The 21,175-nt window shown below is 54.3% G+C and carries 16 protein-coding genes; 15 read left to right on the top strand and 1 reads right to left on the bottom strand.

The annotated features are described in order from the left end of the window. Positions 1-435 precede the first annotated feature (435 nt). Positions 436-2,817 carry a glycoside hydrolase family 95 protein gene (locus PTZ19_RS24880; protein ID WP_276358380.1) on the top strand — a complete coding sequence of 794 codons (2,382 nt, stop codon included), beginning with the start codon at positions 436-438 and terminating at the stop codon, positions 2,815-2,817. Between the two features lie 193 nt (positions 2,818-3,010). Here PTZ19_RS24880 and PTZ19_RS24875 read toward each other — a convergent pair whose 3' ends face one another. After that, entirely contained in the window at positions 3,011-3,877 is an 867-nt protein-coding gene (locus PTZ19_RS24875) for an AraC family transcriptional regulator (RefSeq protein WP_276358379.1), read from the bottom strand. A 568-nt stretch (positions 3,878-4,445) separates the two neighbouring features. Here PTZ19_RS24875 and PTZ19_RS24870 point away from each other — a divergent pair. The 14 genes from PTZ19_RS24870 to PTZ19_RS24805 all read left to right on the top strand — a co-directional run bounded on the left by PTZ19_RS24870 (position 4,446) and on the right by PTZ19_RS24805 (position 20,002). Continuing rightward, on the top strand, positions 4,446-5,534 hold the full coding sequence (locus tag PTZ19_RS24870) for a Gfo/Idh/MocA family protein (RefSeq protein ID WP_276358378.1): 1,089 nt from the start codon (positions 4,446-4,448) through the stop codon (positions 5,532-5,534). Between the two features lie 29 nt (positions 5,535-5,563). Next, positions 5,564-6,955 (top strand): ABC transporter substrate-binding protein, encoded by a 1,392-nt coding sequence (locus PTZ19_RS24865; RefSeq protein WP_276358377.1) that lies wholly within the window; start codon positions 5,564-5,566, stop codon positions 6,953-6,955. A 79-nt stretch (positions 6,956-7,034) separates the two neighbouring features. Continuing rightward, positions 7,035-7,922 carry a carbohydrate ABC transporter permease gene (locus PTZ19_RS24860; RefSeq protein WP_276358376.1) on the top strand — a complete coding sequence of 296 codons (888 nt, stop codon included), beginning with the start codon at positions 7,035-7,037 and terminating at the stop codon, positions 7,920-7,922. Beyond that, the gene (locus PTZ19_RS24855; protein WP_276358374.1) at positions 7,919-8,749 is read left to right on the top strand and encodes a carbohydrate ABC transporter permease; all 831 of its coding nucleotides are present in this window, start codon (positions 7,919-7,921) and stop codon (positions 8,747-8,749) included. Before PTZ19_RS24860 ends, PTZ19_RS24855 begins: the two co-directional genes overlap by 4 nt. A gap of 148 nt (positions 8,750-8,897) precedes the next feature. Further along, entirely contained in the window at positions 8,898-10,079 is a 1,182-nt protein-coding gene (locus tag PTZ19_RS24850; RefSeq protein ID WP_276358373.1) for an iron-containing alcohol dehydrogenase, read from the top strand. Positions 10,080-10,111: 32 nt separating this feature from the next. Then, complete coding sequence (locus PTZ19_RS24845; protein ID WP_422615046.1) at positions 10,112-11,557, top strand: CoA-acylating methylmalonate-semialdehyde dehydrogenase; 1,446 nt, start codon at positions 10,112-10,114, stop codon at positions 11,555-11,557. A 35-nt stretch (positions 11,558-11,592) separates the two neighbouring features. Then, positions 11,593-11,811, top strand: coding sequence for a tautomerase family protein (locus PTZ19_RS24840; RefSeq protein WP_276358370.1), 219 nt, complete (start codon positions 11,593-11,595; stop codon positions 11,809-11,811). 36 nt (positions 11,812-11,847) lie between these two features. Further along, positions 11,848-12,576: a GntR family transcriptional regulator gene (locus PTZ19_RS24835; protein WP_276358369.1), complete on the top strand. Its 729-nt coding sequence runs from the start codon at positions 11,848-11,850 to the stop codon at positions 12,574-12,576. Positions 12,577-12,666: 90 nt separating this feature from the next. Continuing rightward, on the top strand, positions 12,667-14,109 hold the full coding sequence (locus PTZ19_RS24830) for an FAD-binding oxidoreductase (RefSeq protein ID WP_276358367.1): 1,443 nt from the start codon (positions 12,667-12,669) through the stop codon (positions 14,107-14,109). A gap of 22 nt (positions 14,110-14,131) precedes the next feature. Then, positions 14,132-15,163 (top strand): zinc-dependent alcohol dehydrogenase, encoded by a 1,032-nt coding sequence (locus PTZ19_RS24825; protein ID WP_276358366.1) that lies wholly within the window; start codon positions 14,132-14,134, stop codon positions 15,161-15,163. Further along, the gene (xylB, locus tag PTZ19_RS24820; RefSeq protein ID WP_276358364.1) at positions 15,160-16,680 is read left to right on the top strand and encodes a xylulokinase; all 1,521 of its coding nucleotides are present in this window, start codon (positions 15,160-15,162) and stop codon (positions 16,678-16,680) included. Before PTZ19_RS24825 ends, xylB begins: the two co-directional genes overlap by 4 nt. A gap of 36 nt (positions 16,681-16,716) precedes the next feature. Further along, positions 16,717-17,958 (top strand): iron-containing alcohol dehydrogenase, encoded by a 1,242-nt coding sequence (locus tag PTZ19_RS24815; protein ID WP_276358362.1) that lies wholly within the window; start codon positions 16,717-16,719, stop codon positions 17,956-17,958. A gap of 235 nt (positions 17,959-18,193) precedes the next feature. Further along, the gene (locus PTZ19_RS24810) at positions 18,194-19,453 is read left to right on the top strand and encodes an FAD-binding protein (RefSeq protein WP_276358361.1); all 1,260 of its coding nucleotides are present in this window, start codon (positions 18,194-18,196) and stop codon (positions 19,451-19,453) included. 81 nt (positions 19,454-19,534) lie between these two features. Further along, complete coding sequence (locus tag PTZ19_RS24805) at positions 19,535-20,002, top strand: phage tail protein (RefSeq protein WP_276358360.1); 468 nt, start codon at positions 19,535-19,537, stop codon at positions 20,000-20,002. The last annotated feature ends 1,173 nt before the right edge of the window (positions 20,003-21,175 follow it).

Below are 21,175 nucleotides of genomic sequence, written 5' to 3'. Positions count from 1 at the left end.
TCGGCCAACACACTAAAGCTTGACAAACATTAGCTGGTTTTTGTGTTGTCTGAATGAGAGAGAAAATTGTCAAATCAATGAGTTATTTTCTCGCCAACATTTGGAGCCCGAACTGAGTCCGGGCTCTTCAGTTTGATTTAACAAATTGTTTTCCTCTGCTTACGTTTAGGCGGGCGATTTTCCGGAAGCGATTACGAAAGCAACTTGCGTCAAGCCGGTAGGTCGGATAGGGGCTGCTTGACGTATTTTCGAATCAGGAAGAGCCCGTGGGAATCGACAGGCCGGAAACGAGCCGGTTCTCCCTCCTGCCTATCATAAACAGCGAAAATGGAGCAGAACATTGCGGAAATCATGCATTCTTTTCGTCCCTAAAGTTTGATACATTCTTATTATCTTCATGGACAAGCGAGTGGCGGAAGGGAGTGGGGACGAGCCATGAAACTTCGATTCGAGAAACCGGCCCGCTTTTGGACGGAAGCGCTGCCGGTCGGTAACGGCCGACTGGGGGCAATGGTGTTTGGCGGCGTCGAAGACGAGTTCATCCAGTTGAATGAGGATACGCTGTGGTCCGGATTTCCCAAGGACGGCAATAACCCGGAAGCGAAGCATCGGCTTACGGAGATTCGCGAACGGATTCGCCGGAAAAAGTTTGAGCAAGCGGACCGGACGGCTCGGCGAATGATGGGGGCGTACAGCCAATCCTATATGCCGCTTGGCAATCTGCATATCCATTTCGAGCACGGCGATCTGACTTGGCGGAACCATTACCGACGCGAGCTGGATCTGCGCGACGGCATCGCCCGGGTGGAGTATATGATCAGCGATGCGGCGTATACGCGCGAGATATTCGCTTCGCATCCCGACCAGACGCTGATTGTCAGGATCACTACGAGCATTCCCGGCACTTTGAATTTCCGCGCGCGGCTGGACAGTCCTCTTCGTTACGTTCCGTCAGCCGAAGACGGAGACTACGTGATCCGGGGAATGGCTCCGGAAGTTGTATGGCCGAACTACTATTCCAGCAACCTGCCGATCGTTTACGGAGATCGCGAGAAGACCGAGGCGATGCGTTTTGAAGGTCGTCTGACCGTTCGACAAGAGGGAGGCTCCGCGCGGATAGACGAGGCTGGGATACAGATCAGCGGCGCGAAATCCGCGACGCTTTATTTCGGCGCCGCTACGAGCTTCAACGGCTTCGACAAGCTGCCGGGCAGCGAGGGACGGGATCCGGAACCGATCGTGAAGGAAGCGCTGACAAGGGCTGCGGCAGGCGTCTATGAAAATCAACGCAGCTCGCACGTCGATGACCATCGTTCCCTATTCGACCGGGTCGAGCTGTCGCTGGGCGAGAGCAAGGCGGCTCCGGACATGCCTACGGACAGAAGGATCGCGGAGCTCGGCGTCGAGGACCCGGGCCTTGTGGAACTGTTGTTTCAATACGGGCGATATTTAATGATTGCAAGCTCAAGGCCGGGAACACAGCCCGCGAACCTGCAGGGCATCTGGAATAAGGAGACCCGACCGCCGTGGAGCAGCAATTGGACGCTGAACATCAACGCCGAAATGAACTATTGGCTTGCCGAGACGGCGAACCTATCGGAATTGCATGAACCGCTGCTCGCCTTTATCGGCAACCTTGCGGTCAACGGTCGGAAGACCGCCGAGACGAATTACGGGACGCGCGGCTGGACCGCGCACCACAACTCGGATATCTGGGCGATGTCCAACCCTGTCGGCGATTTTGGGCACGGCGATCCGGTCTGGGCAATCTGGCCAATGGGCGGCGTCTGGCTGTGCCAGCACTTATGGGAGCACTATGCGTTTACGCTAGACGTCCGATATCTCCGGGAGAAGGCTTATCCCCTGATGAAGGATGCAGCGTTATTCTGTCTCGACTGGCTGCACGATGACGGAAGCGGGCGGTTGATCACTTCGCCCTCAACTTCACCGGAGCATAAATTCCGGACACCGGACGGCCGCTTGGCAGGAGTCAGCGCGGCCTCGACGATGGATCTGTCCCTGATTTGGGATTTGTTTACCAACCTGATCGAATCCTCGGTGCTCCTGGGAATGGATGAGGCGTTCAGGGAAGAGATAAAGTCGGCGAGAGACCGGCTGTTTCCCCTGCAGATCGGAAAATATGGGCAGCTGCAGGAATGGTCGGAGGATTTCGAAGACGAGGATGTGCATCACCGCCACGTTTCGCATTTGTTCGGCGTGTATCCGGGCCGACAGCTGACGGCGCGAAGGACGCCGGAGTTATTCGAAGCCGCGCGCAAGTCGCTAGACCGCCGCGGAGATGAAGGGACGGGCTGGAGCTTGGGCTGGAAGGTCTCTTTGTGGGCCCGTTTCGGCGATGGCAACCGGGCTTTGCGTTTGTTGGGGAATCTGTTGAAGCTGGTTCGGGAGGATGAGCCGGAAAATTATCGCCGGGGTGGCGTTTACGCCAATCTGTTCGACGCTCATCCGCCGTTTCAAATCGACGGAAATTTCGCGGCGACGGCCGGCATTGCGGAAATGCTCCTTCAGTCCCATCAGGGTTTCTTGCAGTTGCTCCCGGCGCTTCCTTCTAGCTGGCCGAAAGGCTGCGTCAAAGGGCTCCGCGCACGCGGGGGCTTCGAGGTGGCCATCGCCTGGAATGACTGCAAAATCACGGAGGCAGAAATTGTCTCGCTAAACGGTATGCCTTTAGCCATTCATGGCCAACGGCCCCTTCAGATTACGGAGGACGGAGAACGGATCGTTATGGAGGAGGCGGACAACAATCTCTTTACATTCCATACCAAGCGGGGTGCGCGTTACCTGGTGAAATACTAGTGGCTGAAGCGGCCGTTTCCGTATCGTTCGCAGCCAATGGCGATGTCAGTCGATTTCCAATTCAATGACAATCGGATTCTCGCTGCGGACGATTTCCGTCCGCACGGTCAGCGCCTCATCCGTCCGATCCCAACGCGGCGGTTCGCTGGAGCAGAGAACGACTCTGCTTCTTCTTGCTTTGTAACCGCTAAGTTTACATTTGGTGCAGCTTTTTGTAACTCTTCGGCGTCATGCCCGTAATCAGCTTGAACTTGTGATAAAAGTAAGATTCGCTCTCCATTCCGCATTTTTCACAGATGGCCTTGATGCTGTCATCCGTACGGATCAAGAGCTCCTTGGCCAACATGACCCGTTTGACCAACACATATTCCGTAACGTTCATGCCGGTCAACTGCTTGAATACCCTGGAGAAATGCGAAGGCGTAATGGCCGCCCTTCCGGACAACGCGGATAGGGTCATCCCGGGGGCCCCGATGTTCGCGTCCATGTACGCCAAGATGTCCCGCATCCACATCGGCTCGATCATCGAGTCCCCTTGGCTCTGGGTGCCCGGCAAAGTAATTCGATTTAATTTCAACAGCAAATCGCAAAGCCGGATTTGAACGGCAGTTTGATAATAGGCCAACTTATTTCCGAGCTCGTCATGGATGGAGGCAAAAAAAGACGCAACGGACGTCCGTTCCGATTCGGGCATTTCCGGTTTGAATTGTTTTTTGCGCCTTGCATTCTCGATGCAGCGAAGAATGGATCCCTGTTCTCCCAATTCCAGCGGCTGGACCAAGGTCGGGCTGAAGAAGAGAGCGCTCGAGGTTACGGGGTTATGTTCGTCGGGAAAGGCGCGGTGGACGGTGTTTCCCGGTATAAGGAACAGATCGCCTTCGTTCATCTCATAAAAGGCGTGATTGACCAATAGCGTGCCTCTTCCGCCATATACGTAGATGATTTCATGCCAATCGTGCAAGTGGTGAGGCAATTCCATCAGGGGTGTCTTGGTGTCCTTGTAAACGAGGTGTACGGGAATTTTGTTTTCCTCGCTCATCCTTTTGTGCAGGGCTTTCATGACCCGCGACCTCCTTGGCATGATAGCTTCATGATAGCAAATGTGAGCATAAATCCACAATAATCTTATATTTTATTGTTTGATTATGCTGATAGGGTAGGAAGGAATGGATCAATTGAATTCTGAGAGCGTAAAAATTTTATCGACACACTTGTATAGACAACATAATGATGTTAATATGACTGTATTGACGGAACTTGCGCGAGGTGATACTTTTTTTATTGCAATAAACACGTTTTTATAATATAAAATGAATTTCAAGCTCACACCTCTAGGGGTGTGAAAAAAATATTCACAATAGTGAAACAAATTTTATAATGTGGAAATAATACGAGTGATTTAACGGTCAGCGAGGATCATTCTCAAACATTTTTGGATGATCCCCAAAGCCTACGAGGAGTTGATAGCGCTTGCAGAATCAATCGGTGCCGCCGTGATGATTTACGGAAGACCAGGAATAAGCGATCGCCGAACGAATCAGTTTCCAAACCGGTCACTGGGATTGGTAATCCATTCAGAGAGATCAACCGTCGTCACGGTCATGGTTGAATACAGGAGGTAAACGGTCATGTCGATCATCAATGTTTGCATCGTAGGCTGCGGCAGAATTTCCACCTTGAACGCGCTCGGGTATGTTGGACACCCGGATGCCCGCATATACGCGGTGTGCGACATTAACGAAAGCCAAGCCCGTTCCAGGGCGGTGGAGTGGCAAGCGGAAGTCGTGTATACCGATTATCGGGACGTGCTGAAGGATCCGAATATCCATGCGGTCGAATTGCTTGTACCCCATCATCTTCATGCATCCATGACCGTTCAGGCTTGCAAAGCCGGCAAGCATGTATCCGTTCAGAAACCGATGGCCTTGAGCCTGGAAGAAGCGGATCTCATGATCTCGGCTGCCAAGGAAGCCGGGGTCAAACTGAAAGTCTATGAAAATTTCGTCTGTTATCCCCCCTATGTCAAGGCGAAGCAGCTCATTGATGCAGGCGAAATCGGCGAGCCGATCTCGATTCGCATCAAATCCAATGCCGGCAAGAAGGGAATGGGCTGGCACATCGACGCTTCCACGTGGGCATGGCGCATGAAAGAAGAGGAGAGCGGAGGCGGGCCGTTGGTCTTCGACGACGGATACCATAAGTTCTCCGTCGCCATGTATCTGCTGGGGGATGTCGAAAAGGTCAACGCCTGGATCGACCGTACGGAGACGGTGCCGGGCATCTCCTGGCAAGACGCGCCGGCGATGATCATGTGGAAATACCGGGATGCCAAGAAATACGGCATGATGGATATTATGTCTTCCCCCGATCTGACGATCGCTACGAATTACTATGGCATTGACGAACGGGTGGAAGTGACCGGAACGCGCGGGGTATTGTGGGTCACCCGCTGTACGGCGAAGATGATGCAGATCCCCGCTCTCATGGTGTACAAGGATGGCAAGATGGAAACCTACAATCATTTGCGCGACGATTGGGCTGACTCTTTTGTCGATTCGACAAAGGATTTTATAGAAGCCATCAAGCAGGACCGAGAACCCATGCTTAGCGGCGAACGGGGAAGGGAGGTGCTCAGGTTCGCTTTGGCGGCCATCGAATCGTCTAAGAGGAACAAAGAAGTACATCTAGACGAATTGGAATCCGGCAAGACAATGTAGTCCAATAACGTTAACGGGGGATGAAATTGTTGAAAAAGGGATTAGCGATTGTACTGGCGATGTTTCTTATCTTGTCCATTGCGGCTTGTTCGGGAAAAAGCAACGATGAGCAAAGTCAGAATACGCAAAACAATCAGGCCGGCAACGATACAACGCCCGCGCCGTCCGGCTCCGGTAACGGCGGGGACAAAAAGCAAGTGACCCTTCGCATCGCTTCCGCCGAGACTGCCGCGGATCCCAAGAAAGCGATGGAGGAAATTGCCCAGGAATACGAGCAGCAAACCGGCGTGAAGGTCGTTGTCGAGACGATGAACCTCGATGATATGTATTTGAAAGTACAGTCGACCTTCGGAACCTCGGCGCAATACGACGTCATGTTCAGCGGTTATCTGGGACTTCTCACTACGCTGAAGGAGAAAGGCATCGTGGCGCCGGTCGATGATGTGATCGAGAAACTGGGCGGCAAAGATATCTTCTATTCGCCTACGACCTTGCAGCCGATTCTGGATGGCAAGTCGTATCGGATTCCCTATGATCTGAACTACGCGCTGGGATATATCCGTACGGACTGGCTGCAGGAAAAAGGGTTGTCCATGCCGACGAACTGGGATGAGTTCTTGAATGTCATGAAAGCCTTTACAGACAAGAAGAACAATAAATACGGCCTCATCCTGCCATTGAAAATCGGAGGAGCGAACAACTGGATCACAACCTCCGTATTCTGGGCCAACGATGTGGAAATCTTCGACGATCAGATGAATGTCATCCTGGATCAAGGCGACAACAAACAGCGTGCCATCGAATCGCTTAATTTCTTGAAAGAGCTGAATCAATACATGCCGGTGGAAGCGGAAAATGCGGACTTCCCGGAATTGCTCGCGGCATTTTACGGAGGTCAGGTCGGGTTTACCTTCTACTCGGGCCGTCTGGCGGACGCGAGCGTGCAATCGGCGCCGGATTTGGCCGGCAAGTTCCAAGTGATGGGGTTGCCGAGAAAAGACGGAAACGGATACGCCACGACTTATGGCGACGATGGCGTGAATATCATCAATGGTCCGAATGTGGAAGAAGCCAAGAAGTTCGTCGAATGGTTCTTTAAAGAGAAATACCTGAAGCTGGTGGCCGCCGCGCCCAATGCGTTTTTCCCGTCGATCTCTTCCGTATATGAGAGCGAAGAATACAAGTCATTGCCGACCGTTAAGCAATTCTGGAACGATGTTGCCGTGCCGCAGCAGAAAATCATCCAGGAAGCGAAGGTCAACGCGATCAGCCTTGCCGGATCGGAACCGACGGAGAAACAATCCGTCGTGGAATCGTCCTTTATTATTCCGAAAATGTTCCAACGCGTCTTGATCGGCAACGAAGATCCATCCAAGGTGATTGATGCCACCGCCAATGAAATCCGCAACATGATTAAATAGAACGGCGAATCGCGGGCAGCCGGGCACCGGCAAGCAGGGGGCTCGGCCGCCTCTTCCGCAGAATAGAGGTGGATCCTTATTGCAGCATAAAATCAAAAGAAGAGACGTTCCATTCGTCTTGGTGAATTTGGTTCCCGGGTTAATCCTTTTTGCCGTCACCGTCATTTTTCCCGCAGTGATGGCTTTGCGTTACAGCTTGTACGAATCGGATACTTTTATCGGAAAACCGAAATTCGTAGGGCTGCACAACTTCGCGGAATTATTCCAGGACAAGCATTTCTGGAGCGATTTATCCAAAACCTTGATTTACGCCGGCGGCTCGGTTGTGTTCCAAGTGGTGCTCGGCATCGCCATTGCCCTGCTCTTGAACCAGAGATTCGCCGGCCGCAGCTTTCTCCGCGGAGCCACGGTGCTGCCCTACATCGTGCCGTCCATCGTCGTGACGATCACATGGCAGTGGATGTTGAATACCAATTACGGAGTAATCAGCAAGTTTCTCGGTTATTTCGGCGTTTATCAGTTCAACTTTTTCTCCGTGGATATGTCGATGATCACGGTGGTCCTCGTTTCGGTATGGTCCTTTACCCCGTTTGTAACGCTGGTTTTCCTCGCCGGTTTGCAAACGGTGCCCGAGGACATGTATGAGAGCGCCGCTTTGGACGGAGCGGGCAAGTGGACGCAATTCAGAACCATTACGATCCCGATGCTGTCGCCGATCATTGCCAATATCGTGCTGCTGCGCGGCATTTGGATGTTTAACAAGTTCGATTTGGTCTGGCTCATGACCGGCGGAGGACCGCTGGAACGCACGGAAACATTGCCGGTTACCACTTATATTTACACATTCAGTCAGTATAAAATCGGATACGGCGTCAGTATTGCCGTCGTTTCATTTCTCATTATGCTGATCTTCATGCTGATCTATCTGCGGCTGATGAATAGGGCGAATGGGGGAACCCGAACATGAAACGGACGCTGACTTCAAAAATACTGACTTATGTATTCGCGGCTGTCGTAATGATCTGCTCGGTGTTTCCGATTTATTGGGTTGTAGTCTCTTCTCTGCGGGGGGCGAAGTATTTCTTCGCGGACAGCCAAGTGCTCATTCCCAATCATATCAGCTTCGAATACTATCAAAACCTATTGCGGTTCACCAATTATTTAACGTATTACAAGAACAGCTTGATCGTTGCCGTCATTGCGACAGCGGTATCGACTTTGGTCTCTTCCCAGATTGCCTATGTGACCTCGAGGTTTGTGTTTTTCGGCTCGAGATGGCTGATGAACGTCATGCTGATCGCCTATATGCTGCCGGCCATGCTGATCGCCATCCCGCTCATCGGAATTTACATCAAACTGGGAATCGACAACACCTTGTTTGCGCTGATTATCTCCCATATCTCCATCACTTTGCCCTTTGGCGTTTGGATGCTGGACAGCTTTTACCGGACGATTCCCGTTGAGCTTGAAGAAAGTTCCATGGTGGAGGGGGCCAGCCGGTTCCAAACGATGTTCAAGGTGGTGATTCCCTTGATTATTCCCGGGCTCATCACCGTTGAAATTTTTTCTTTCATCGTATCCTGGACCGATTATACGTATGGCTTCATGATTATTTCTTCCGAGAACCTGAAGACCGTACCGGTCGGACTGGCTACGATCAGGGGAGCGGGGGATTTAAGATGGGGGGAATTGTTGGCCGGAGCCAGCCTGATACTGGTTCCGATGACGGTGGTGTTCTCCTTTGTGTCCAAGTATTTTATCGGCGGATTGACCTCAGGCGCGGTCAAAGGGTAATCCTGCGTTAGGATTCCGTCCGTGGAACGTATTATCGCTATTCTGGATGATTCGCAAGGGTCGTCCGATTAGCGTATCACCTGAAATGATGTATAGACAACATTATCTATATACAAGAGAGTCCGCAGAAGCAAGGAGGGGAATCGCCATGTACCAAATTCGCATGCCCGAGAGAGTGGTTTACGGACCGAATTCGTTTCGAGAAATCGGGGAAATGGCTTCCGGGCTTGGACGAAAGGCGCTGATCGTCAGCGACCCGATCATGCTGGAGAACGGTTTGGCGGGGCTTTGCGCCGAACTGCTGCATGAAGCCGATATCGCGAGCGAAGTATATGCCGGAGTTCGCTCCGAACCTACGGATGCATATGTAAGGGAAGGCTTGGAGATTTGCCGGGAGACCGGCTGCGACCTGGTGATCGGTCTTGGCGGAGGCAGTTGTCTCGATGCCGCCAAGGCGATCGCGGCGATGCGTTTCTGCGACGGCGAGATCAGCGATTACGCCGGCAACCGGCAAACCTTCCGCCGTGCGCCGCTGCCGCTTATCGCGATTCCGACAACCGCGGGCACCGGTTCGGAAGTGACCAAAGTCACGGTGATTATCGATACCCGGAGCGACACGAAGCTGATGATTTCCCAGCCGGAGCTTCTCCCCCGAATCGCGGTTGTCGATCCGATGCTTACGCTGTCTTGTCCGCCGAACGTGACCGCCGCAACCGGAATCGACGCCTTATGCCATGCGGTCGAAGCTTACCTGTCCCGTTTGGCGCATCCGGTCACGGACACTCTGGCGCTCGGCGCGATCGACCATATCTTTGGCCACCTGCTTGCCGTTTATCGCGACGGCGGGGATATCGAGGCCCGCAGCCGCATGTCCGTGGGGGCGATGATGGCCGGCGCCGCCTTCTCCAATGCTTCGGTCACCCTGGTGCATGGGATGTCGCGGCCTATCGGCGCCTTGTTCCATGTGCCGCACGGGATATCCAACGCCATGCTGCTCCCTGCCGTCCTGGAATACACCCGTCCGGAAGCAATGGGCAGGCTGGCGGAGATCGGGAGAAGAATCCGACCGGATCAAAGCGGCCTGTCGACGGAAGAATGGGCGGACGTGATGGTCGAGGAGACGAAGGCGTTATGCCGCGCCTTGCACATTCCCAACCTTCATTCCTGGGGGATCGATCGGGACAAGTTCGAGCAAGCATTGCCGAAGATGGCGGCGGATGCCCTGGAAAGCGGCAGCCCCGGCAACAATCCGCGCGTTCCGGACAAGGAAGCGATCATCCAGCTTTACCGGATTTGTTATGATTATTCTCTTTCGCATGAGCAAGTATGATCGAATAATTGAACGCCATGGAGGTTGTTGAATTGCCCGTACCCGTGTTGAAAAACTTTATTGGAGGCCGTTGGGCAGCTTCCTCGTCGCCGTCGACGGAAGAAGTGCCGAATCCGGCTACCGGCGATTTGCTGGCCCATGTCCCGTTATCCAATCAAGCGGACGTCGATCAAGCCGTTCAGGCGGCCGCGCACGCTTACCGCGAATGGCGCAAGACACCGGTCCCCAGACGCGCCCGGATCCTATTCAAGTACCAGCAATTGCTGACGGATCACAGGGAAGAGCTGGCCAGGCTGATCACGGCAGAGAATGGCAAAAACTATACGGAAGCTTACGGCGAGGTGCAGCGCGGCATCGAATGCGTCGAGTTTGCGGCAGGCGCTCCCACCTTGATGATGGGCAGTCAATTGCCCGATATCGCCACTGGCCTCGAATCCGGCATGTATAGGTATCCGATCGGCGTAGTAGGCGGCATCACGCCGTTTAATTTCCCGATGATGGTGCCTTGCTGGATGTTCCCGCTCGCGATCGCATGCGGCAATACGTTCGTGCTGAAGCCGTCCGAACGCACGCCGCTGCTGGCGAACCGATTGGCGGAACTGCTGGCGCAGGCAGGGCTTCCGGACGGCGTGCTCAACATCGTACATGGAGGACGGGATGTCGTGAACGGCCTCTTGGAGCACCCCGGCATCGCCGCGATCTCTTTCGTCGGCTCCCAGCCGGTTGCCGAGTATGTATACAAGACGGCCGCAGCCTCGGGGAAGCGGGTGCAGGCGCTGGCGGGAGCCAAGAACCATACGATCGTCATGCCGGATGCCGATCTGGACGTCACGGTATCCAACATCGTGAATGCCGCGTTCGGATCGGCCGGAGAAAGGTGTATGGCCTGCGCGGTCGTCGTCGCCGTAGGCGGCGTGGCGGACCCGCTGATCGAACGGCTGCGCGCCGCGGTTGATGGGCTGAAGATCGGCAACGGGATGGAAGAAGGCATGTTCTTGGGTCCCGTCATACGCCAGTCGCATCTTTCGAAGACGGAAGCTTATATCGATACGGGAGTGAGGGAAGGAGCCGAGCTGCTTCGGGACGGCCGACGGGACGAATTGCCGCCAAACGGATATTTCATCGGCCCCACCGTTTTTGATCGCGTGACGCCGGAGATGACCCTATGGAAAGAGGAGCTATTCGCTCCCGTTCTCTCGATTGTCCGTGCGGATACGCTGTCCGAGGCGATCGAGATCGCCAACCGCTCGGAATTCGCGAACGGCGCGTGTCTGTTCACGGACAGCGCCGGCGCAATCCGCCAATTCCGCGAAGAGATCGACGCCGGCATGCTGGGGATCAATATCGGAGTGCCGGCACCGATGGCGTTTTTCCCGTTCTCGGGATTCAAGAAATCGTTCTACGGCGACTTGCATGCCAACGGCAGGGACGGAGTCGAGTTCTATACCCGCAAAAAGATGATGACGGCACGGTACTGATCGGGATGCGCAAAAGCGGGGAGAGGAGGATCGGAATGCCTTTTGTCACCGTGAAAGTACTGGAAGGAAAGTCCGTCGAACAGAAGCGGGCGCTGGTGGAGAAGATGTCGCGGCTCATCGCCGAGTGCTGGGAATTGCCCCAAGATCGCATCTTTATCTTCATCGAAGATTTGGCGAAAGAGAACTACGGGAAGCATGGCCAGTTGTATGTCGATCTGGAATCCGGCATGCTTCCAAAGTCGAATATGATATAATCTAGATAAAAATGGAATATCGGAAAGGAAATCGCGGTGAAACCCTTCGTCTCGAAATCGAATCTGATCCCCATGTATCACCAAATCGCCAATCATATTCGTGAGCACATCGTGGAAGGCGTCCTGCAACCGGAAACGCAGATCCCCACGGAGGAAGAAATCGTGAGAGATTACGGCGTATCGCGGATGACCGCCCGCCAAGCGGTTACCCAGCTGGTGCAGGAGGGATTGGTTTACCGGATTCACGGCAAAGGGGCTTTTGTCGCTAGGAAGAAGCTGGAAAGAAGCCTGAATCGGTTAAACGGCTTCCATCAGGATATGGTGGGGCTTGGCTTGAGCACATCGTCCAAGGTAATCGGTTTTAAAAGAAGAAAGCCGGATCAGAAGGAGCAGCATGTGCTGGGGCTGAACAGGAGCCACTACGTTTTTGAAGTAAGACGGATCCGCTACGTGAATGACAGGCCGATGGGCGTCCAAAGCTTCGTTGTGGCGGTTCACTTGGTGCCCGAGCTGGAAAAACAGGATCTGGAGAACGGCTCGTTCTATGCGTATTTGCAAAGCATCGGACGGGCGCTCGTCAGAGCGGAACAGAGAATGGAGGCCGTGCTTTCCCCGGATTCGGCGAAATTGCTGGGCGTGTCGGAGAGCCTTCCCTTTTTCTATTTTGAACGGATTTCGTACGACAAAGACGATCAACCGATCGAGCTGCTTCATTCGTATTTCAGGGGGGACCAGTACTCTTACGGGATCCAATTGGGCGAGTAGTGCTTTACCGCAACGCAAATGGAGAAGGCATCCATTTGCTTACAGTATTTGTATATATGACTATATAAATTCGCGAAAAGGAGTGGTCGCATGTTGAACGCGAGGGGTTATGCGGCGGAGATGATCCGTTTTGAATTGGAAGACGCCGTGGGCGCGGAATTTGTCATCGACCGTCAGGCAACGTTGAAGGAACTCGCGATCGATCAATATTGGCTGACGCATATGTGGAAGGCGAAGGACCAGGAGATTCCCTTGCCGTCCTATGTCGTTCGTCCCGCGACAACGGAAGAAGTGTCCAAGGTGATGCGGATCTGCCATACGCACAAAATCCCGGTTGTCCCGAGAGGCGGCGGTTCGGGCACGCAAGGCGGAGCGGCCACGATGTACGGAGGCGTCCTGCTTGATCTGTCGCGGATGGATCGGATCTTCGAAATCGATGCGGATTCGTTGATCTTGACGGCACAGCCGGGCATTAACGGCCGGGTGCTGGAAGACACGTTAAACCGACAAGGTTTGATGCTGGCGCATTATCCTTCATCCGTGGATTCCGCGACATTGGGCGGCTATTTGGCGGCAAGGGGCTCAGGCGTCATGTCGACCCGCTACGGAAAAGCGGAGGATATGGTGATCTCCCTGGAAGTGGTGTTGCCCGACGGTACCATCGTGAATACTTTGCCGGTGCCGAACCACGCCTGCGGTCCGGGACTCCTGCAACTGTTCGTCGGGTCGGAGGGGACGCTCGGAGTCATCACGAAAATTTCCATGCGGCTCGACCCGCTTCCCGAAACGCGGCTGCTCCGCATGGTCCGTTTTCCGGATATGCATGCCGGGATCGAAGCGGGTCGGGAAATCATGCTGAAACGGCTCAACCCGGCCGTCATCCGGCTGTATGATCCCGGTTCGACCAAGCATTCGCTGCAAGGGACGGGACTGGCTGCCGAAGGCGTCAACATGGTGTTCATGGTCGATGGTTTCGAGGATGTGGCCCGCGTGTTGCAGCAGCGGATTCTGGACATCTGCCGGTCTCACGGAGGAACGGATCTCGGCGAAGCGCCGGGCCTCTACTGGTGGAATCACCGCTATGATTTCTATCGTCCGCCGCTTCAGCCATCCTATCCCATGCTGTATGGAACGGTAGAGAGCGTGACGACATTCAAGAATATCCATTCCTTGTACGATGAGAAGAAGGCGCTGATCGAACAGAAATACAAGGAATGGAATGCCGAATATATGGCGCATATGTCCCACTGGTATCCCTGGGGCGTGATGATTTACGACCGCTTCTATATTAAGGAGCCTCCTCAAGACGCGCAAGAAGTGTTCCGGCTGCATAATCGAATCTGGGCGGAATGCTCCAGAATCAATTTAAACAATGGCGCGCTGCTCAACGAACATCACGGCATCGGCTTCAAGCTCGGTTGGATGATGCGCGAGCAATACGGCGATATGTATGAGGTCCTGTTGGGCGTCAAAAAACAACTCGATCCGAAAAACATCATGAATCCGGGCAAACTCGGGTTTGGCGTGTGGTGAACCTATTAAGGAGGCGACTGCCGTGAAAGCTTTGGTCTACGAAGATAAAGGCCGCATTCAGGTTCAGGACAGGGACATCCCGACCCCGGCAGCCGGGGAATTGTTGGTGCGCGTATCCCATACCGGCATTTGCGGGACGGATCTTCACGTATGGCATGGCGGGATGAAACGGGTGAAGCCTCCGGTCATTCTCGGCCATGAATTTTCCGGCGTGGTGGAGCAGGCGGGGAGTTCCTCTTCCGAATTCGAACAAGGCGACAGGGTGACCGTCGAGCCGCTCATCACCTGCGGGGTCTGTCCGGCATGCCGGGCGGGATTCTACAACGTCTGTTCCAACCTGAAACTGCTCGGGGTGGATACCGATGGCGCGATGGCCCACTACGTAGTGGTGCCGGAACATCGGACCTATCGTTTGAGCGATCGCCTTAGCTTGAAGGATGCGGCATTCGTCGAACCGTTGGCCGTATGCGTCCATATGGTGGAAAGGTCGGGGCTCGAATCCGGACAAACTTGCCTCGTCGTAGGCGGCGGACCGATCGGATTGATTACCGCATTCGCGGCCCGGCTGAAGGGAGCGAACGTGCTGATCTCGGAAATGAACGCCTACCGCATCCAATTGGCGCAGGGCTACGGATTCGATGTGATCAATCCCCTGCAAGGCGATCTGAGGGGGAAGATCCGAGACGCAACCGCGGCCAAAGGCGTAGACGTCTCGTTCGAAGCGACGGGCAGTCCCCAAGGCACGACGGCATGTGTGGAAAATACGGGCATTCGCGGCACGGTTGCCATCTGTGGATTGCCCAAGCAATTGCATGAGGTGGATACTTACCAGTTTATCGCCAAAGAGCTGAGTGTTTACGGCTCGAGAGTCTATACGCGATCGGATTACGAACAGGCGCTCGCCCTGATTGAAAGCGGTCGGTTCAAGCCGGAATGGCTGATCAGCAGGACCGTTTCCTTGGATGAAGCGATCGAGCATGGCTTTGAAGCCATTCAACGCGGGGACGCCCTCATGAAAGTATTGATTTCATTGGAGAATGAGGCTGGAAGATGACCCCACAATATGTTCTGGGAGTCGACCACGGCTCCGGAGGCTGCAAAGTGACCTGCCTGGACTCGCACGGAGCGCTGGTTTCGGAAGGTCAGGTTTCTTATCCTTCCTTGTATCCGCAGCCTCGTTGGGTGGAGCAGACGCCGGAGCAATGGATCGATGCCGCCATCAAAGCGATCGGGGGAGCGCTGCGCGGTTTCTCTTCCGCGCAGCGGAAAGAAGTGAAAGCCATCGCTTTCACGGCGCCTCACCATGTCGGCGTATTGTTGGATGACGACGGCAACGTGCTGCGGAATGCGATCATGTGGAACGATCAGCGTTCGGGCGAGCAGGCGGAATGGTTAAACGCCAACTATGGCAAGGAAATTTACGCCATTACGAACAATGCCCCCAATCCCACCTGGACGTTGTGCCAATTCCTATGGCTCAAGCAGCACGAGCCGCAGCTTTACGCCAAGATCCGCAAGGTCGCGTTTATGAAAGACTACGTCCGCTATCGGTTCTGCGGCGTTCTGGCGACCGACGCGATCGAGGCGGAGGGAACGCTGTTTTACGACATCCATAAGCAGCGATGGTCCGAGCCGCTGCTGAAGCTCATCGATCTGGATCCGGCGCAATTGCCGGACGTTTACGCGCCGACGGATATTTGCGGCGGACTCGCGGCGGAAATGGCGGAAAAGCTCGGGCTGCAGGCGGGGATCTCCGTCGTGTTCGGCACGGCGGATACCGCTGCGGAAGTATACGGCTGCGGTACGTCCGAGGATGGAGACGGCGTTGTCAAGCTGGCTACGGCAGGCAATTTCACGCTCGTGTCCAGCCGCTTGCCGAATAACCCCAAGCTGACCGCCTATCATCATGTGGTCAAGGATTTGTTCTATCAAAACAGCGCGACCAATTTCGCGGCGGCTTCTTTCCGCTGGTTCAAGGAAATCTTCTATAAGGAAACAGAGAAAAACTTGACGGGTCAATCCATCTATGCGGCTATCGTAGAGGAAATCGGCAGCATACCGCCGGGCGCGGAGGGATTGCTGTTTCAGCCGTATCTAAACGGGGAGAGATCGCCGCACTGGGATCCTTACCTGAGAGGAAGCTTCTTCGGCCTCACCGCCAGACATGGACGCGCCCATTTCGCCAGAGCGGTCCTGGAGGGCGTCGGCTTTTCCTTGCGGGACTGCCGCGGCGAGTTAAGCGAGCTGCCGCAAAAACCGCTCAAGATCATCGGGGGCGGAAGCAAAGGCCGCGGTTGGGTTCAGATTATGGCGAACATGCTGAATGCGGAAATGGAAGTGATGACCCATAGCGACGCTTCCTTCGGCGCCGCGTTGATTGCGGCTACCGCATTAGGCTGGTTTGCCGATTCCGGGGAAGCGGTCCGCAAGTCCCAAACCGTCAAGGAGAGAATCTCGCCGCAAGCGGAAATCGCAGCGGTCTATGACGAATTGTATCCGATTTATCGGGCGTTGCATGATCAGACAGCCGGGTTGTGCAGACAGCTTTCCGACTTTCAAAGGAACGCCTAGCGAAACTTGCGAATGCGAATCTAGGAGGCTTTTCCTATGACGGTGTCCAGATTGGCATTCACTCCGCTGCAATATATCGGATGGGGCTCCTTAGAGCGATTGCGGGCGGAAGTGGAGAAGTTTGCGCCGTCGCGCATCCTCATCGTCACCGACGTGGTCCTAGTGAATTTAGGCATCATAGAGCCGATCTCATCCCAACTGAAGGCGCATGGGTATTACGTGGACCTCTATACGGATACGGTGCCTGAGCCGACCCTTGCGGTTGGCGAGGAGCTGGTCGGTTATACGCGTGACGGCCGCTTTGATCTGATTATCGGGATCGGCGGTGGCAGCGCGATGGATTTGGCGAAGCTGGCTGCCGTGCTGGCCGAGAATACGGGGCCGGTTGCGGATTATTTGAATTTAACCGGCACGAAGAAGCCGCTGCGCAAAGGGCTGCCTAAAATTTTGATTCCCACCACGTCCGGCACCGGGTCCGAGGTCACCAACATTGCCGTTCTTTCGCTGGCCAATACGAAAGACGTGGTCACCCACGACTATTTGATGGCGGATGCGGCGATTGTCGACCCCCAGTTGACCCTCTCGGTTCCTCCTCGCGTGACTGCGGCGACCGGGTTGGACGCGCTGACCCATGCGATTGAAGCCTATGTCTCGGCGAATGCGAATCCGTTCACCGATGGACTGGCGCTTCAAGCCATCCGGCTGATCGGCGGCGCGCTGAGAAATGCCGTGAACAACGGGCAGGATCGGCAAGCGCGGATCGATTTGAGCTATGGAAGCAATATGGCCGGGATTGCTTTTTTTCATGCGGGCGTTGCCGGCGTCCATGCGCTCGCGTATCCGCTCGGCGGCCGGTTTCATCTCTCGCACGGCGAGTCAAACGCAGTGTTGCTGCCCTATGTCATGGGTTATATCCGGAGCCATTGCGTGAAACCGATGTCTCATATTTGTCTGGCCATGGGAGGCTGCGCGAGCGATATCCCGAAGGAGGAAGCTTCCCGCAAATGCGTGGAAGAGCTGGTAAGGCTCGTCCGAGACGTGGGTATTCCGAACACGCTGCGCGGTTTTCAAATTCCCGCCGACGCCATGGACGATTTGACGGAAGACGGCGTCCGGCAGACCAGACTGCTGGCCCGAAGTCCGATGGTATTGACGAAAGCGGATATCCGTTTCATCTATCAATCTGCATACGACGGGGTCATGACGGAGCCTGGAGGACATTCCGGCCGAGATGAGGCTCGCCGCGGTTATCATCGGGATGAAGAACTTACGGAGTAACCGATCCCAGGGACTCGATCGTTTCGATCGGGTCCTTTTGTTATGCGGCGTGTCCAGAAGCAGCCGGTGAAGTTCGGTCGCGACGCGATTCTCGAATGGGGTGCGTGCGCTAGCGAACCCCGAACGATAGATAGGGGTGGGGTCCTTTCCATTCGACATTGCCGGAGGTAAAATAATGGGAAAGGGTCATGTTTCCGGTAATGACTTCGAGGCACCATCAAAGGGGATCATCCATATGCCAAACCATCTGAATTGGGCACGAAACTACGCCTATAACGTCTCGGAAATCCACGCGCCCGAGACTTTGGAACAAGTACGGGAAATCGTCGTTCGTACCAATCGGATCAAGCCGCTGGGCACGCGCCACTCGTTCAATGATATCGCGGATTCTGCAGGAGTCCATGTCTCGCTTCAGAAGATGAACCGGGTCATCGACTTGGATTCAATGCGGAACAAGGTAACGGTAGAAGCCGGAATCCGCTACGGGGAGCTGTGCGCGTATCTACACCAGCACGGCTATGCGCTGCATAATTTGGCGTCGTTGCCGCACATAAGCGTTGCGGGCGCCGTCGCGACAGGGACGCATGGCTCAGGCGACCACAATGGCAGTCTTGCGACTGCAGTTCATGCCATAGAGGTCGTAACGGCGGATGGGGACGTCGTCACGTTCTCCCGCGAACAGCAAAGCGATGAATTCGCCGGCGCCGTCGTAGGACTTGGGGCAATCGGGATCGTCACGAAACTCACGTTGGACGTCGTGCCGAGCTTTCAAATCAGCCAAACCGTCTACGAAAACTTGCCGCTTGCGCAGCTGAAAGACCATTTTGACGATATTTTCTCAAGCGCCTATAGCGTGAGTTTGTTTACCGATTGGAAGGACTCTTCTTTCCATCAACTTTGGGTGAAGCATAAAATAACGGATGCCGCCCCTGCGAAGACGGAAGCGGCAATTTTCGGCGCCGCGCCCGCAAGCTCGCATCTGCATCCGGTTCCGGGTCTCGGATCGGAGAATTGCAGCGAACAGATGGGTATTCCAGGACCGTGGCACGAAAGGCTGCCTCATTTTCGTTTGGATTTCACGCCAAGCGCAGGGGATGAACTGCAGAGCGAATATATCATGCCTCGTCAATTCGCTTACGACGCGCTGTATGCGATACACGAGATTCGCGCGTCCATTTCGCCGCTGCTCCATGCTTCCGAGATTCGTACGGTCGCGGCGGACGATCATTGGCTGAGTCCCTGTTACGAACAGGATTCGGTGGCGGTCCATTTTACGTGGAAGGCGGATTGGCCTGCCGTGCGACAAGTGCTGCCGGTGATCGAACAACGGCTTCTGCCTTATCGCGCCCGCCCGCATTGGGGCAAACTTTTCGCGATGGGGCCCGAAGAATTGCAGCCGCTATACGAGAAAATGCCCGATTTTCGGCAGTTGCTCTCCCGCTATGATCCGCAAGGCAAATTCCGGAATGCATTCTTGGATCGGTACATCTATTGACAGGACACCGAATGGTGTCACATAATAAAAGTGCCACTAAACGGTGTCTAATTTGCGGGAACGAGACAAGGAGCGATGGAAATGCCGTCCTATATCGTCGATTTCAAAAACGTGTCCACGGTGGGTTTGGAGTCTTCGCCCGTAGCCGAAGCGCTTGCCGGTTTGCGCGCGAACGAAGCCCGTTACCTGATGAACAAGTACAAGCATGAATTTACGGTCGTGCCTGCCAGCGAAAGCCAAGAGACATTGGACTACGTGAACCGGGTTCTGAAAGAAGAACGCGGGATCGAGTTTTCCGCCAAGCCATTGGAAACGTCGCGTTTTCAAGTGGAGAACATCGACTGGACCTACGTTTTCTACGAGGACGGTCTTGGGGTCAACGTCTTGTATACGATCGATGACCCGAAGAAGCGGGCCGTCGGATTCAAGCTTTCCGAGGGGATGGCGGTTCCCAAGGAGCTGGAAGGGAAGTTTAAGTTCGCGACGCAGAAGTCGAAGCTAGCCGGGACGATTCGGGGTTCGTTTTTCGTGATCAAGGGAGAGTATTGAAACCATCATATAGCAAGCGGAATTAAGGACTCGATCATTTCGATCGGGTCCTTTGTTATGCTAAACCATCGGCTTCGTCCAAGAACCGAAACGAAACCTTCAACATGTCGAATTTGGCAATCTAACCGTTGGAGTTATACATAGCGGAATTCCATCAGACGTCTTATGCTTGTTTGAAATAGGCGAATCATAGGCCGTTACACGGAAAGCATTTACGTCAGGGAGGCGCCTAACATGCGTAAGTTACGGTTGCGAATCCGCTGGGATTCAATCCGCGTCAAATTGGTCATCAGCGGCTTGCTGGTGACGGTCCCGCTCATCGGGCTGCTGTTCTACAACAACGATTACGCGATCCACGTGGTCCGGGACCAAGTCGCCAACTCGAATAAAAACATGCTGTCTCTCTATATGCGGGAAATCGATAACGGGCTAGAGGACGTCAACAAATACTTGAATTCGCTGGTCTCCTCCGATTCGGACGTGCAAATCACGGATTTGCCCCAGAATTCCGACGATTCCATCATGTCCAAAACGAGGCTGTCCGAGAAGTTACATNTAACGGGCTAGAGGACGTCAACAAATACTTGAATTCGCTGGTCTCCTCCGATTCGGACGTGCAAATCACGGATTTGCCCCAGAATTCCGACGATTCCATCATGTCCAAAACGAGGCTGTCCGAGAAGTTACATAAAGCATCGCGTTGGCGGGGATTCGGCGGAATTATGTAAAAAAGTTACATAAAAGCATCGAGTTGGCGGGAATTCGGCGGAGTTATGTAAAAAAGTTACATAAAAGCAGCGCGTTGGCGGGAATTCGGCGGAGTTATGTAAAAAAGTTACATAAAAGCAGCGCGGTGGCGGGAATTCGGCGGAGTTAGGTAAAAAAGTTACATAACAGCAGCGCGTTGGCGGGAAGTCGGCGGAGTTATGTAAAAAAGTGACATAAAAGCAGCGCGGTGGCGGGAATTCGGCGGAGTTAGGTAAAAAAGTTACATAACAGCAGCGCGTTGGCGGGAAGTCGGCGGAGTTATGTAAAAAAGTGACATAAAAGCAGCGCGGTGGCGGGAATTCGGCGGAGTTATGTAAAAAAGTTACATAAAAGCAACGCGTTGACGGGGATTCGGCGGAGTTATGTAAAAAAGTTACATAAAAGCATCGCGTTGGCGGGGATTCG

It is taken from the genome of Cohnella caldifontis, assembly GCF_029360585.1.
Lineage (GTDB): Bacteria > Bacillota > Bacilli > Paenibacillales > Paenibacillaceae > Cohnella > Cohnella caldifontis.
The sequence above is the reverse complement of the archived record's forward strand: the minus strand, read 5'-3'. Positions and strand labels throughout refer to the sequence as shown.